12 protein-coding genes are annotated in these 14,023 nt (G+C 71.6%); 5 read left to right on the top strand and 7 right to left on the bottom strand.

What is annotated here, in order from left to right; genetic code table 11:
• Positions 1-164: 164 nt before the first annotated feature.
• Both HZU84_RS06780 and HZU84_RS06775 read left to right on the top strand, forming a co-directional pair.
• Positions 165-2,879, top strand: a complete 2,715-nt coding sequence (locus HZU84_RS06780) for an ATP-binding protein (RefSeq protein WP_149504706.1) — start codon at positions 165-167, stop codon at positions 2,877-2,879.
• Positions 2,876-4,726, top strand: coding sequence for a putative bifunctional diguanylate cyclase/phosphodiesterase (locus HZU84_RS06775; protein ID WP_149504707.1), 1,851 nt, complete (start codon positions 2,876-2,878; stop codon positions 4,724-4,726). The genes HZU84_RS06780 and HZU84_RS06775 overlap by 4 nt, the downstream gene beginning before the upstream one ends.
• Positions 4,727-4,746: 20 nt before the next feature.
• Here the strand turns inward: HZU84_RS06775 and pqqE are convergent, their stop codons facing one another.
• Genes pqqE through pqqA form a run of 5 tightly spaced genes read right to left on the bottom strand, consistent with a single transcriptional unit; the run spans position 4,747 to position 7,948 of the window.
• Positions 4,747-5,895: a pyrroloquinoline quinone biosynthesis protein PqqE gene (pqqE, locus tag HZU84_RS06770; RefSeq protein WP_149504708.1), complete on the bottom strand. Its 1,149-nt coding sequence runs from the start codon at positions 5,893-5,895 to the stop codon at positions 4,747-4,749.
• Positions 5,877-6,131, bottom strand: coding sequence for a pyrroloquinoline quinone biosynthesis peptide chaperone PqqD (pqqD, locus tag HZU84_RS06765; protein WP_149504709.1), 255 nt, complete (start codon positions 6,129-6,131; stop codon positions 5,877-5,879). Before pqqD ends, pqqE begins: the two co-directional genes overlap by 19 nt.
• On the bottom strand, positions 6,128-6,919 hold the full coding sequence (gene pqqC / locus HZU84_RS06760) for a pyrroloquinoline-quinone synthase PqqC (protein ID WP_149504710.1): 792 nt from the start codon (positions 6,917-6,919) through the stop codon (positions 6,128-6,130). The genes pqqD and pqqC overlap by 4 nt, the downstream gene beginning before the upstream one ends.
• A gap of 11 nt (positions 6,920-6,930) precedes the next feature.
• Positions 6,931-7,845, bottom strand: coding sequence for a pyrroloquinoline quinone biosynthesis protein PqqB (gene pqqB, locus HZU84_RS06755; protein ID WP_149504711.1), 915 nt, complete (start codon positions 7,843-7,845; stop codon positions 6,931-6,933).
• Positions 7,846-7,855: 10 nt separating this feature from the next.
• Complete coding sequence (pqqA, locus tag HZU84_RS06750; protein ID WP_037476920.1) at positions 7,856-7,948, bottom strand: pyrroloquinoline quinone precursor peptide PqqA; 93 nt, start codon at positions 7,946-7,948, stop codon at positions 7,856-7,858.
• A 183-nt stretch (positions 7,949-8,131) separates the two neighbouring features.
• Between pqqA and HZU84_RS06745 the strand changes: the two genes are divergently transcribed.
• Both HZU84_RS06745 and HZU84_RS06740 read left to right on the top strand, forming a co-directional pair.
• Positions 8,132-9,637 carry a sensor histidine kinase gene (locus HZU84_RS06745; protein ID WP_180692832.1) on the top strand — a complete coding sequence of 502 codons (1,506 nt, stop codon included), beginning with the start codon at positions 8,132-8,134 and terminating at the stop codon, positions 9,635-9,637.
• On the top strand, positions 9,634-10,266 hold the full coding sequence (locus HZU84_RS06740; protein ID WP_180692831.1) for a response regulator: 633 nt from the start codon (positions 9,634-9,636) through the stop codon (positions 10,264-10,266). Before HZU84_RS06745 ends, HZU84_RS06740 begins: the two co-directional genes overlap by 4 nt.
• Positions 10,267-10,279: 13 nt before the next feature.
• Here the strand turns inward: HZU84_RS06740 and HZU84_RS06735 are convergent, their stop codons facing one another.
• Together HZU84_RS06735 and HZU84_RS06730 are read right to left on the bottom strand one after the other, a co-directional pair.
• Positions 10,280-11,620, bottom strand: coding sequence for an MFS transporter (locus HZU84_RS06735; protein ID WP_149504714.1), 1,341 nt, complete (start codon positions 11,618-11,620; stop codon positions 10,280-10,282).
• Between the two features lie 157 nt (positions 11,621-11,777).
• Positions 11,778-12,026 carry a DUF1289 domain-containing protein gene (locus tag HZU84_RS06730; protein WP_149504715.1) on the bottom strand — a complete coding sequence of 83 codons (249 nt, stop codon included), beginning with the start codon at positions 12,024-12,026 and terminating at the stop codon, positions 11,778-11,780.
• Between the two features lie 95 nt (positions 12,027-12,121).
• Between HZU84_RS06730 and HZU84_RS06725 the strand changes: the two genes are divergently transcribed.
• Positions 12,122-14,020, top strand: a complete 1,899-nt coding sequence (locus HZU84_RS06725) for a putative nucleotidyltransferase substrate binding domain-containing protein (protein WP_244954343.1) — start codon at positions 12,122-12,124, stop codon at positions 14,018-14,020.
• Positions 14,021-14,023: the final 3 nt, after the last annotated feature.

Here is a 14,023-nt window from a genome sequence, read left to right as displayed (position 1 = left end):
CGCGCACGCCGGAATCCGCACGGAATCCGGCGGCATGTCGCCACATCATTCCGGTACCTTTTCGCACCAGAAGTCCGTCAATCACGACATTCAAACCGAGATTGTTGCGATTTCATGGCAGACATGCGGGTTTGCGCTAGGCTTCATCTCTTTCAGATTTTCCGATGTCGCCGCCTGCCTGCCCTGTCCTGCCCGAGCTGCCCGATGCTGCCGCGGCCGGCCGCTGGCGCGCTCCCCGGCGGCTGGCGGCGCAGGCGCTGGCGCTGCAGGGGCTCGGGCTGGGACTGACCCTGGTGGCTGCGCTTGTCACCAGCCATCTGCAGCACCGCACCCGCATGGCCGACTTCGCCGGCCACACCCGGGTGCTGTCTGTCGCGCTGCAGAATCACCTGGACATGGCCCAGCGCGACCTGGAGCGGCTGCGCGATCTGCACTACCGCATCGATCTCGGCCGGGACGAGCTGGAGATCGCCGGCGAGACCATCCTGCGCGAGAGCCCGTGGATCCGGCTGTTCTCCTGGCTGCCGCGGGTGACGCAGACGCAGCGCAACGCCTTCGAGGAACACCGCGACGGGCTGGACGGCCAGTCGATCCGCCAGCTCGATGCCGACGGGCTGGTGCGACCGGCGACGCGCCGCGCCGAGCATTTCCCGGTGGCCGACACCGTGCCGGCCTCGGGCCTGGAGGCGCTGGAGGGCATCGACGAGGGCGTCGATCCGGTCCGGGCGCCGGCGCTGCATCAGGCGCTGGCCAGCGGTCGGGTCGTCGCCTCGCCGCCCTTCTCCTCGCTGAGCCGCACCGCCAGCGAAGCCTGCGCCAGCGTGCTCTACGCCCCGGTGATGGAGCGGGCCTGGACCCTGGCCGAGGGCTACCGGCCCGAGCGCACCCGCGGCCTGGTCTCGGCCACGCTGGACCTGGGCTGGATGCTGCAGCATGTGCAGGCGCAGGCCGGCATCGACGGCACCGAGATGCTGCTGCTCGACCCGCTCCAGGAGGCGCCGGTGCTGGTGCGGCTCGACGACAGCCGGCTGGTGCGTGCCTACAGCGGCGAAGAGGCGCAGGCGCTGCTGGCCGGCATGCGCAGCGGGCCGCACTCGGTGCAGTCACTGCAGCTGGGCGGCCGGGAGTGGCAGCTGCTGGCCCGCCCGGGCTGGGCCGGCCGGGCCTGGCAGCCCGATGTGCTGGTGCTGTCGGTGCTGGCCTGCGGGCTGGTGTTCTCCGGTCTGCTGGGCGCGCTGCTGCGCAGCCGCCAGCGCCGCATGACCGAGCTGCAGGCCGCGCATGACGACCTCGAGCGGCTGGTGGCTCGGCGCACCGCCGCGCTGGAGGCGAGCAACCGCCAGCTCGCCGCCGAAGTCGACGAGCGCCGCCGCCTCGAGGACGATCTGCGCCAGGCCAGCCGGCAGGCGCACCAGGCCAGCCAGGCCAAGACCATGTTCCTGGCCAACATGAGCCACGAGATCCGCACCCCGCTGAATGCGGTGATCGGCTACACCCAGATCCTGCTGGAAGACCGCACGCTGGCCATGCCCGCCCAGCAGCGGCTGCAGACCATCCTGCAGGCCGGCCAGCGGCTGCTGCGGCTGATCAACGATGTGCTCGACCTCTCGAAGATCGAGGCCGGCGGCCTGCAGCTGCATCCCGCGACCTTCGACCTGCGCCAGGAGATCGACGAGATCGCCCGGCTGTTCGCCGAGCGCGCCGGCGCGCGCGGCCTGCCGCTGGACTGCCGCATCGACCTGGATGCGCACGAGCCGGTGCGGGGCGACCGCAGCAAGATCGGCCAGATCGTCATGAACCTGCTGGGCAATGCGGTCAAGTTCACCGAGCAGGGCCGCATCGGGCTCGACGTGCACCGCGAAGGCGCTCAGGTGCAGATCCGCGTGAGCGACAGCGGCCCCGGCATCGCACCCGAGGAGCTGGCGCAGCTGTTCGCGCCCTTCCGCCAGGGCCGGGCCGGCATCGACAAGGGCGGCACCGGGCTGGGCCTGGTGCTGGCGCGCCACATGGCGGTGGCGATGGGCGGCACGCTGGAGATCGACAGCCAGCCCGGCCAGGGCACCCGGGCCCGGCTGAGCCTGCCGCTGCCCCGGCAGGCCGGCGAGGTGGCCGCCTCGCCGGTGCCCGCCGGCATCCTGCCCGGCCACGAGCGGCTCGATCCCGCCACGCCGGTGCATGCGGTGGTGGTCGAGGACGACGAGCACAGCCGCGACATCCTGGTGCATCTGCTCGAGCGCCTGGGCTGCCGGGTCGAGGTGGCGCATGACGGGCTGCAGGGCCTGAGGCTGATCCGCCAGACACAGCCCGACATCGTCTTCACCGACATCCGCATGCCGGTGCTCGACGGCCTGCGCATGCTCGCGCAGCTGCACGCGAGTGCGGCGACGCTGCAGCAGCCGACGCCACCGGTGGTGGCGGTCTCGGCCTCCAGCCTCGAGCATGAGCGGCGCCACTACATCGAGCAGGGCTTCAGCGACTTCGTCGGCAAGCCCTATGCCTTCGAGGAGATCCACCGGATGCTGGCGCAGCATGCCGGCGCCCGCTTCATCGCGGCGTCGCCCGAGCCCGGGCACGCGCCGGAAAACCACGCCCCCGCACCGATCCCGGCGCCCTGCCCGCCCGCGCCGGCAGCTGCCCTCGAGGCCGATGCGCTCGCCATGCTCGAGGCGCTGCGCCAGGCCGCGCTCGACGGCCAGATGCGCGCGGTGCGCCGCGAGCTGGACCGGATCGACGCCGCCGCTCGGCTGCCCGCCGCCACCCGCGAGCGCCTGCGCCGCGCCGCCCAGGACTACGCCTTCGACGATCTGGCCCGCCAGATCGAGGCCCTGCTGCGGCCCGGCGCCGGCAGCACCGCACCGCAGGACCCGCACACGCCATGACCACCGCACCCGACCGCGCCCCGCCGAAGATCCTCCTGGTCGACGACACGCCGCAGAACATCGCGCTGCTCGAGGACACGCTGTCCGCCTTCGAGGCCGATCTGCTGGCCGCCACCAGCGGCGAGCGCGCGCTCGAGCTGGCCGGCCGCCTGCACCCGGACCTGATCCTGCTCGACGTGATGATGCCGCCGGGCATCGACGGCTTCGAGACCTGCCGCCGGCTCAAGGCCGATCCGGCCACCGCGGACATTCCGGTCATCTTCGTGACCGCCCGCAGCGACGATGTGGCCACCGGCTTCGCCGCGGGCGGCGCCGACTACATCACCAAGCCGATCGTGGCCGGCGAGGTGCGCGCCCGGGTGCACCACCAGCTCGAGCGCCGCGGCCTGCTGCAGTCGCTGCGCCGGCTCAACCGCGAACTCGAGGACCGGGTGCGCGAGCGCACCGCGGAGCTGACCCGCACCAACCTGCAGCTGCGCCAGGAGGTGCGCGAGCGCCGCTACATGCAGGACCGGCTGAACTATCTGGCCAGCCATGACTTCGTCACCCGGCTGCACAACCGCCAGGCGCTGGACGCGCAGGTGTCGGAGCGGCTGGCCCGGCTGCAGCTCGAGGCCGGCCCGCCGCCAGCACACGGACTGGCGAACGGCCCGGTGCTGATGCTGATCGACATCGACCAGTTCCGCCGGGTCAACGACAGCTGCGGCTGCATCGCCGGCGACGAGCTGCTGCGCCAGTTCGCCGACCTGCTCGCCGGGCTGGTCGGGCGCGAGGACTTCCTGGCCCGGCTCGGCGCCGACCAGTTCGCGCTGCTGGCCGAGGACCACGGCGGCGATGCCGGCGCCGGGCTGGCACGGCTGATCCTGGCCGCGATCGAACGCTTCCTGTTCTGCTGGAACGGCCAGGACTTCCGGCTGCAGGCCACGCTGGCGATCGTGCCGCTGGAGCCGGCGCTGCCCTCCTTCGACGCGCTGATGCAGCGTGCCGACGAGACCGCGCTGCGGGTGCGGCGCGAGGGTGGCGACCGCAGCGTGCCGCACTGGTACCGCGCCGGCGGTCTGGCCCAGGGCGGCCCGCACGAGGACGCCGGCTGGGCGCTGACGCTGATGGACGCGCTGCGCCATGACCGGCTGTGCATCCACTTCCAGCGCCTGCAGCCGCTGGCGCCGGGAGAGCGCACGCTGCGCATCGAGGCGCTGGTGCGGCTGATCGACGCCACCAGCGGCGCGCTGATCGAGCCCGGGCGCTTCATCGCGCCGGCCGAGCGCTTCCAGCTGGTCGGCCAGATCGACCGCTGGATGCTGCGCCATGTGCTGGCGCTGCTCGGCGCCGAGCCGGCGCTGCGCCAGCGCATCGACCAGGTGACGCTGAACCTGTCGGCGGTCACGCTGCGCGAGCCGGGCCTGGCCGAAGAGATCATCACGCTGCTGGCACGCCACCAGGTCCGCCCCGAGCAGCTCTGCTTCGAGATCACCGAGACCGCCTCGATCGCCAGCCTGGCGCAGGCGCGCCAGTTCATGCAGCAGCTGCGTGCGCACGGCTGCCGCTTCTCGCTCGACGATTTCGGCTCCGGCTACGCCTCGTTCGCGCACCTGCGCGAGCTGCCCTTCGACACGCTGAAGATCGACGGCCTGTTCGTGCGCCACATGGACGAGGACGCCGACAGCCGCGCGATGGTGCGCTCGATGGTCGAGATGGCGCGCCAGCTCGACAAGCCGGTGGTGGCCGAGTTCGTCGAGTCCGAGCCGGTGGCGCGGCTGCTGGCCGAGCTGGGCGTGCAGTGGGCGCAGGGCTACCACTTCCACCGGCCGGAGCCGCTGACGGTCGAGGCGCTGGCGGCGGCCTGACCGACGACCCGCCTGACCGGTCAGCCGGTCAACGCACGCGAGACCTTCGGATCGCGGAACACCAGCGGCCGCGCCGGCACCTCGCCCGCATCGGCCGCGGCCACCGCCGCCTGCACCACGCCGTGGTGTGCGCTCTTCGGGCAGACCGGGTCGGTCGCGGCCGGATCGCCCGCCAGCAGGAAGGCCTGGCAGCGGCAGCCGCCCAGATCCTTCTCCTTGTCCGGGCAGGTGACGCAGGCGCCCTTCATCCAGCCGGTACCGCGGTAGCGGTTGAAGCCCTCGCTGTCGAACCAGATGTGGCGCACGTCGTGCTCGCGCACGTTCGGGAAGGCCAGCCCGGGCAGCATCTTCGCGGTGTGGCAGGGCAGCGCGGTGCCGTCCGGCGTGACGGTCAGGAAGACATTGCCCCAGCCGTTCATGCACTTCTTGGGCTTGCCCTCGTGATAGTCCGGGGCGACGAAGAAGAGCTTCATCCGGTCGGCCACCTTGACGCGCCACTCATCGGTCACGGCTTCTGCGCGGCGGATCTGCTCGCTGGTCGGCAGCAGGTGGTCGCGGTTCAGGTGCGCCCAGGAGTAGTACTGCGAGTTCGCCAGCTCCAGATACTCGGCGCCGAGCGCGTCCGCCATCGCGATGATGCGGTCGATGTGGTCGATGTTGAGGCGGTGGATCACCACGTTCATCACCATCGGCCAGCCAAGCAGCCGGATGGTCTCGCCGACCTCCTGCTTGAGCTGGAAGGTCCTGGTGTGGCTGAGGAAGTCGTTCAGCTCGCGGGTCGAGTCCTGGAAGCTGAGCTGGACATGGTCGAGGCCGGCCGCCTTCAGCGCCTGCGCCCGCTCCCGGGTCAGACCGACGCCGGAGGTCAGCAGGTTGGTGTAGTAGCCCAGCCGGTGCGCCTCGGCGATCAGCTCCTCCAGATCGTCGCGCATCAGCGGCTCGCCGCCGGAGAAGCCGCACTGCACGGCGCCCAGCGCGCGGGCCTCGCGCAGCACACGCAGCCAGTCGGCCGTGGAGAGTTCGTCCGTGCGCTCGGTCTTCGCGAAGTCGACCGGGTTGTAGCAGAACACGCAGTGCAGCGGGCAGCGGTAGGTCACCTCCGCCAGCAGCCACAGCGGCGGGCCGATGACCGGCGCAGTCGGCTGCGAGGTCACGCCAGCTCCACCCATCGTTGCTGGCGCGCCATGTCGAGGAAGCGCTCGACATCGCCCTGCAGGCCGGTCGCGCCGAAGGCGGCTTCCAGGTCGGCGACGATCTCGGCGACGCTGGCCGTGCCGGTGCAGCGGGTCAGGATCTCGCCGGCGCTGCGGTTGAGCTTCACCATGCCTTCGGGGTAGAGCAGGACATGGCAGCCCTGCGCCTCTTCCCACTGCAGTCGGAAGCCCCGGGCCACGCGCGGATTCATGCGTTCACCCCGTAGCGCTGCGCCATCGCGTCGTTCATCGCCCAGAGGATGTCGAGCTTGAAGCGCAGGATCTCCAGCGCGCGCTCCTGCTGGTCGCGGCTGCGGAAGTGGTCGAGCGTGACCGCAAGGCCCTGCTCGACGTCGCGTCGGGCCTGGCTCACGCGGTTGCGGAAATAGCTCAGTCCCTCGGCGTCGATCCAGCCGTAGTGCTCCGGCCAGGTCGCCAGGCGCTGCTTGTGGATCTCCGGCGCGAACAGCTCGGTCAGCGACGAGCACACCGCCTCCTGCCACGGCGCATGGCGCGCGAAGTTGACATAGGCGTCGACCGCGAAGCGCACCGCCGGGATGACATGGCGCAGGTCGGTGATCTCCTCGCGCGTCAGGCCGACCGCGAGGCCCAGGCGGATCCAGGCCTCGATGCCGCCTTCGTCCCGGATCGTCCCGTTCGGGCCACCGATCTCGAAGCCGTCATGGTCCAGGATGCGCTGGATCCACTCGCGCCGCACCTCGCGGTCCGGGCAGTTCGCCAGCACCGCCGCGTCCTTCACCGGAATGGCGATCTGGTAGTAGAAGCGGTTGGCCACCCAGCCGCGGATCTGCTCCGGGCTCGCCTTGCCCGTGTTGAGCATGACGTTGAACGGGTGGTGGATGTGATAGCTCCGGCCCTGCTCGCGCAGTTGCGCCTCGAAGGCGACGCGGTCCCAGGCCGGGGCGTCGGGGTCGCGCGGGCGGAAGGTGGCCGGCGCGTTGAAGGGCGTGCCTAAGCGGTTGCCGGTGGCGGTGCTCATGGGGGAAGTCCTCAGAACGCGATCTCCAGCCCGTCGAACGTCACCTCGACGCCGGCGGCCTCGACCGCGCGCCGCTCCGGCGAGGCCTCGTCGAGGATCGGGTTCGTGTTGTTGATGTGGATGAGCAGCTTGCGCGTCGTGGCCGGCAGCCGGCCGAGCCAGTCGAGCATGCCGCCCTCGCCCGACTGCGGCAGGTGGCCGATGCTGCGGCCGGTCTTCTTCGAGAAGCCCAGGCGGATCATCTCGTCGTCGGTCCAGAAGGTGCCGTCGACCAGCACCGCGTCGGCCCGGCCCATCTCCGCCCAGACCGGCGGCGTGATCTCGCCCAGGCCGGGTGCGTAGAAGACCCGCCCGCCGGTGGCGGTGTTCTCGAAGGTCAGGCCGATGTTGTCGCCCGGCACCGGGCAGTCGCGATGCGGCGAATAGGGCGCGGGCTTGCTCTCCAGCGGCAAGGCGGTGACCGCCAAGTCGGCGACGCCGGGGATCTCGAAGGCGTGGCCGTCCAGCCCGATCTCGTGCCAGTCGACGCCGCAGTAGTGGCCGAGCACCCGCAGGATCGGGTTGCCCTGGCTCAGGTCCTCGAAGGCGGGCCGCGTTGTCCACAGCGGCAGCTTCGCGCCGCGCTCGCGCAGCATGTAGAGGCCCGTGCTGTGGTCGATCTGGCCGTCGCACAGCAGCACTGCGGCGATGCCGGTGTCGCGTGCGCCGCGCGCCGGCTGCAGCGCCGGGCTGCGCTGGAGCTGCGTCAGGATGTCGGGCGAGGCATTGACCAGCAGCCAGTCGTCCGGGCCGCCGACGGCGACGGACGACTGGGTGCGGGCGCGGTGGCTGGAAGAGCCCGACCGGACGGCCGAGCATTGCGCGCAGTTGCAGTTCCACTGGGGAAAGCCGCCGCCGGCGGCCGAGCCGAGCACCCGCAGTTTCATCGGCGCGTCCTCAGCGGGCGGCGACGTACATCGTGATCTCGAAGCCGAAGCGGAAGTCGCAGGCGGAAGGGGTTTCCCAGGTCATCGCAGTCTCCTCGAACAAAGGTGGGGGTGAATGGAGAAGCCAGTGTCGCGGCCGCCCGCCCGGCTGTCGTCGCCAGACTGTTGAATCGATCCTCATGATTTTCATGAATGACACGCACCCGGCCGCGGACGCAGCCACAGACACCGCCAGATACAGCCGATGGCTTGCCCGCGCGGTACCGGCTGTGTTCACAATCCGCACATGAACGACGAGATCTCCCTGGCGATGGACGAGGACGAGGCCCGCCCGGTCGCGGTGCGCACCCGCGCGCCACGCGGTCTGGGCCTGCGCTGGCAGATCCACCTGATCGTCGCGGCGCTGATGGGGCTGTTCGTCGCGGCGGTGATCGCGCTGCAGATCGACGCGACCCGGCGCAGCGTGCGCGAGGAGATCGTCGCGGCCAACCGGGTCGCCGGCCAGCTGCTGCAGCGCGTCGGCTGGATCTACACCAATGCCGGGCCGGAGGCGCTGGTCGGCTTCCTGCAGCAGCTCGGTCGGGTGCGCGCCAACGACATCCGGCTGGAGAGCGACGACGGCCGCAGCCTGTTCGTCTCGCCGCCGCCGACCTACAAGCAGGGCCGGGACGCGCCCGCCTGGTACACCGGCCTGGTCACCCCGCCGCTGCAGCGCCAGGTCATCGCGCTGCCCGGCGGGCGGCTGACGGTCGAGGCCGAGCCCTCGCGCGCCATTCTCGACGGCTGGGACGACTTCGTGCGGCTGGCCGGTGCCGGCGCCACCGTGCTGGTGCTGCTCAACATCGGCGTGTTCTGGCTGCTCGGGCGGGCGCTCAAGCCGCTGCCGACCATCGTTTCCGGGCTGAGCCAGCTGGAAAAGGGCGACTACGCCGCGCGGCTGCCGGCGCTGCCCGGCCGCGATGTCGGCGTGATCGGCCAGGCGGTGAACCAGCTCGCCGAGGCGATCGAGGCCGAGATCCAGGCGCGGCTGCGCGCCTACGAGGCCGAGCGCACGCTCGAGGAGAGCCGCGAGTTCTCGCGCCGGCTCGAGGCCCACACCGAGGCCGAGCGCCGCGCCATCGCCCGCGAGCTGCATGACGAGTTCGCGCAGTCGGTGACCGCGATCCGCACGCTGGCGCGCACCATTCACACCCGGCTCGGCGAGCGCGACGCCACCGCCACCCAGGCCGCCGGCATGATCGCCGACGAGGCCGCGCGGCTGTACGAGGCGATGCACGGCCTGATCCCGCGGCTGGCGCCGCCCGCGCTCGACGACCTGGGCCTGGCCGACGCGCTGACCGAGCTGGCCGACGCCTCGCGCAGCCGCTTCAACGATGTCGGCATCGATCTGGCGCTCAGCGGCCTGGAACAGAGCCGCTCGCTGCCGGCCGAGCCGGCCCGCGCGGCCTACCGGGTGGCGCAGGAAGCGCTGACCAACGCGCTGCGCCACAGCGGCGCCTCGCGCATCAGCGTGCGCGCCGAGGCCGATCCGCAGTCGCTGCGGCTGACGATCGACGACAATGGCCGCGGCCTGCCCGAGGACTGGGCCCGGCGCGGCCACTACGGCCTGCGCGGCCTGCGCGAACGGGTCGCCACGCTCGAGGGCCGGCTGACGCTGGGCGAGCGCCCGGAGGGCGGCGGCACCCGCGTCGAGGCCTGGCTGCCGCTGGAGCGCGACTGGTCGAGCCGACCGCCGGGCAGCCTCGCCCGCACCCACGACGACACTGCTGCAGGACGGGAAACATCGAGATGATCCGGGTGATGCTGGTCGACGACCATGCGCTGGTGCGCATGGGATTTCGCATGCTGCTGGCCGAGAGCGGCGACATCGAGGTCGTCGGCGAGGCCGACAGCGGCGAGCAGGCGCTGGCCCGCGTCGCCGAGATCCGCCCGGAGGTGGTGGTGCTCGACATCTCGATGCCCGGCATGGGCGGGCTGGAGGTGCTGCGCCGGCTGCATGCCCGCGGTGGTCTGCGGCTGCTGATGCTGTCGGCGCATGACGACAGCGCGCATGCACGCCGGGCGCTCGACGCCGGCGCGACCGGCTTCCTGTCCAAGCGCAGCGCGCCGGAGAACCTGCCGGAAGCGATCCGGGCGGTCGCGGCCGGGCGGCGCTGGCTCGATGCCGACATCGCCCGCCAGCTCGCGCTGGCGGCGATCGACGGCAGCGGCGCGCATCCGGCCGAGCGGCTGTCCTCGCGCGAGTTCGAGGTCTTCGTGCAGCTCGCGCGTGGCCGCTCGGTGCAGGACATCGCGGCCGACCTGAAGCTGTCGGCCAGCACCATCGGCACCCACCTCTATCACGTCAAGCAGAAGCTCGAGGCCGCCAACCAGGCCGAGCTGACGCTGCTGGCGCTGCGCTGGGGCCTGATCGAGGCCTGATCGAGGCCGAACCTCAGCCGAGCGGGCCTCTCCGCCGTGCGGCTGGAAGATCGCGCAGCCACAGACCGCCGACCAGCGCGGACAGGCAGGCCACCGCGACCGGATACAGCAGACCATGGCGGGCCACCTCGCCGTGGGACAGGCTGGCGAAGGCGATCACCGGCACCAGCCCCCCGAACCAGCCATTGCCCAGGTGATACGGCAGACTGACCGCGGTGTAGCGGATGCGCGCCGGGAAGGACTCGGTCAGCCAGGCCGCCAACGGCGCATAGACCATGGCGACCGGCAGCAGCAGCAGCAGCAGCAGGCCGACCCCGTGCAGCCGGTCGATCTGCCCGCTGCCTGAGGGCGTGATGACGGTCGCGGCCACCATGGCGTCGAAGACCGGAATCAGGCCGACGGCCGCCAGCAGCAGCCCGCCCAGCAGGACCGGCCGCCGGCCGATCCGGTCGGACAGCGCCCCGAACAGCGGAAACAGCGGCGCGCCCAGCAGCAGCGCCAGCAGCAGCATCACCTGAGCCTGCACCTCGTCGACCTGCAGCACCTCGACCAGGTAGAACAGCGCGTGAAACTGGCAGGCATACCAGACCACCGCCTGCCCGGCCACCGCACCGAACAGCAGCAGCAGCGCCCGCCGCAGCGGCTCGCGATGACCGAAGGCCTCGCGGATCGGCGTCCGCGAGGCACTGCCGCGCTGGCGCAGCGCCAGATAGACGGGCGATTCGCTCATCGACAGCCGCACCCACACGCCCAGCGCGAGCAGCACCGCCGACAGCAGGAAGGGCAGCCGCCAGCCCCACTCGATGAAGTTCGCCTCGCCCAGCAGGGCGCGCAGCAGCAGCACCACCGCCAGCGCCATCGCCAGACCCAGCGAAGCGGTGGTCTGGACGCAGGCCGTGTGCAGGCCGCGTCGCCCCGGCGGCGCCTGCTCGGCGACGAAGACCACCGCGCCGCCGTATTCACCGCCCAGCGCCAGCCCCTGCAGCAGCCGCAGCAGCACCAGCATGACCGGCGCGGCCATGCCGACCGAGGCGACGGTCGGCAGCAGCCCGATCGCGCAGGTCGACAGACCCATGACCAGCAGGGTGATCAGGAAGGTGTACTTGCGCCCGATCATGTCGCCCAGACGGCCGAACAGCAGCGCGCCCACCGGCCGGACGACGAAGCCCGCGGTGAAGTTCAGCAGCGACAGCATGAAGAGCGCCGAGGGCGCATCGACGCCGAAGTCTCCGGCGCCGAAGAAATGGTGCGCCAGCAAGGCCGCCATCACGCCATGCAGGAAGAAGTCGTACCAGGAGAACAGCGTGCCCAGCGACACCGCCGCAACCGTGCGCCAGCAGGTGGCCATGGCCATCGACGAGGAAGCGGCAGGAGGCGGTGGCTGCACGGCAGGAGTCGGCCCAAGGCGGCATGGGCCGCGGCCAGCCACTGTCTGGGGCCGATCTGACCGTGAACTGACGCCTTGGCCTGCGCTGCGGCCAGCCCGGTGTTATCCCGGCCCTCGTTTTCCCTCAGGGCCTCTCGGAAGTCCTGGATCCCTCGACCGGCCGGCGGGCCGGCAGCAGGTCCAGGATCGCCGCGCGCCCGGCGTCGTCCAGGCGCGACCAGGCCGCGATCTCGTCGAGGGTGCGCAGGCAGCCGACGCACAGCCCGGAGCGGGCATCGAGACGGCAGACATTGATGCAGGGGCTGGCGACGCGGGTCGCGCAGGTCGCAGCGGAAGCGGAAGCGGAAGCAGGGGCAGCAGCGGGAGCAGACATCGGCACGGTTCAGTTCATGGTCAGGATCAGGATCAGGGGCGCCATCTTGCGCTGCGGCAAGCCTGCAGCGCAGGCCTCGACGCTACATTGTCGGGATGAATCCTGCCGCCCCACCCGCTGCGGGCCACGCCGGCGATCCGGTCACGGATCTGGCGCGTGCCATGTCGACCCATCGGGTCTTCTCGGCCCTGGACGAGGCGGACCGGCATGCGCTGGCCGCCGACATGGCGGTCGAGCGGCTCGACGCCGCCGCCCTGGTGCTGGCCGGCGAGGATCATCATCTGCAGCTGTGCTGGCTGGTGCAGGGCCTGGCCCAGGCCCGCGATCCCGAGGGCGAAGCGGCGGACCTGCTGCTGCAGCCAGGCGAGCTGATCGGCGCCATCTCGGCCCAGGCCTGCGCCGTCGCGGCCTGGCCTGTGCATGCGGTCAGTGCGGTCACGGTGGCCCGCCTGCCGCAGGACGCCCTGCTGCGCTGGTGCGAGCGGGTCCGGGCACTGCGCTTCTTCTTTCCGGGCCTGGCGAGCGGCCCGGCCACCGGACCGGGCGCGCAGAGCGAGCATGGCATGCGCATGAGCCTGATCACCCGGCCGGTCGGCAGCCTGCTGCGCCATGCGCCGGTCACGATGTCGCCCGGCGACACCATCCGCCAGGCGGCCCGGGCGATGCGCGATGCCCGCATCTCCTCGGTCCTGATCGTCGACGCCGAGCAGCGGCTGACCGGGCTGATCACCGACCGGGACCTGCGCAACCGGGTCGTCGCCGACGGGCTGGACATCGAGCGGCCGCTGGCCGACATCGCCACGCTGGCGCCGGTGTCGGTGCAGAGCCGCGAGCCGGCCTTCCAGGCGCTGCTGCTGATGGCGCGCCACAACATCCACCATGTGCCGGTGGTCGAGAACGAGCGCCCGGTCGGCATGATCACCACCACCGACCTGACCGAGCACTACAGCACCTCGGCGGTCCATCTGGTCCGCGAGATCCACCTGCAGCCCGACACCGAAGGCCTGGCCGCGGTCGCCGGCAAGGTGCGCGGTCTGCAGCGCAGCCTGGTCGATGCCGACGCCACCGCCTACAGCAGCGCCCACATCATCACCGCGATCACCGATGCGCTGACCGAGCGGCTGCTGCAGCTCGCCCAGGCCCGGCTCGGCCCGGCACCGGTGGACTTCGTCTGGGTGGCGGCCGGCTCGCAGGCCCGCAACGAGCAGACCGCACGCTCCGACCAGGACAACTGCCTGGTGCTCGACGACGCCTTCGACGAGGCGCTGCACGGCGAGTACTTCGCCGCGCTGTCGCGCTTCGTCTGCGACGGTCTGGCGCAATGCGGCTACATCCACTGCCCCGGCGAGATGATGGCGATGACGCCGACCTGGCGTCAGCCGCTGCAGCGCTGGAGCCAGTATTTCCGCAGCTGGACCGACAGGCCTGAACCGAAGGCCTTGATGCTGACCTGCGTCTTCTTCGACCAGCGCGCGGTGCAGGGCCACGGCGCACTGCTCGATGCGCTGCGCCGCGAGATGCTGGCTCGCACCCGCGGCAACCGCATCTTCCTGGCGCACATGGTGAGCAATGCGCTGGGCCACACCCCGCCTCTGGGCCTGTTCGGCCAGATCAGCACCGCACGCAGCGGCGAGCATCGCGGCACGATCGACCTGAAGCACCAGGGCATCGTGCCCATCGTCGACCTGGCGCGGGTCTATGCGCTGGCCGGCGGTCACGAGGCGGTCAACACCCACGACCGCCTGATGGTCGCCGCCGACAGCCGCGAGGTCAGCGCCCAGAGCGCCCATGACCTGCGCGACGGCCTGGAGTTCCTGTCGATGCTGCGCATCCGCCACCAGGCCCGCCAGATCGAGCAGGGCCAGGTGCCGGACAACTTCCTGAACCCCGACACGCTCTCCAACCTCGAGCGGCGCCAGCTCAAGGACGTGTTCGTGGTGGTCCAGGAACTGCAGAACGTGCTGTCGAAGCGCTATGTGGCCGGCCGGTTCTGAGCG

Origin of the sequence: Sphaerotilus sulfidivorans (assembly GCF_013426975.1) — a bacterium.
Classification (GTDB): domain Bacteria; phylum Pseudomonadota; class Gammaproteobacteria; order Burkholderiales; family Burkholderiaceae_C; genus Sphaerotilus; species Sphaerotilus sulfidivorans.
The sequence above is the reverse complement of the archived record's forward strand: the minus strand, read 5'-3'. Positions and strand labels throughout refer to the sequence as shown.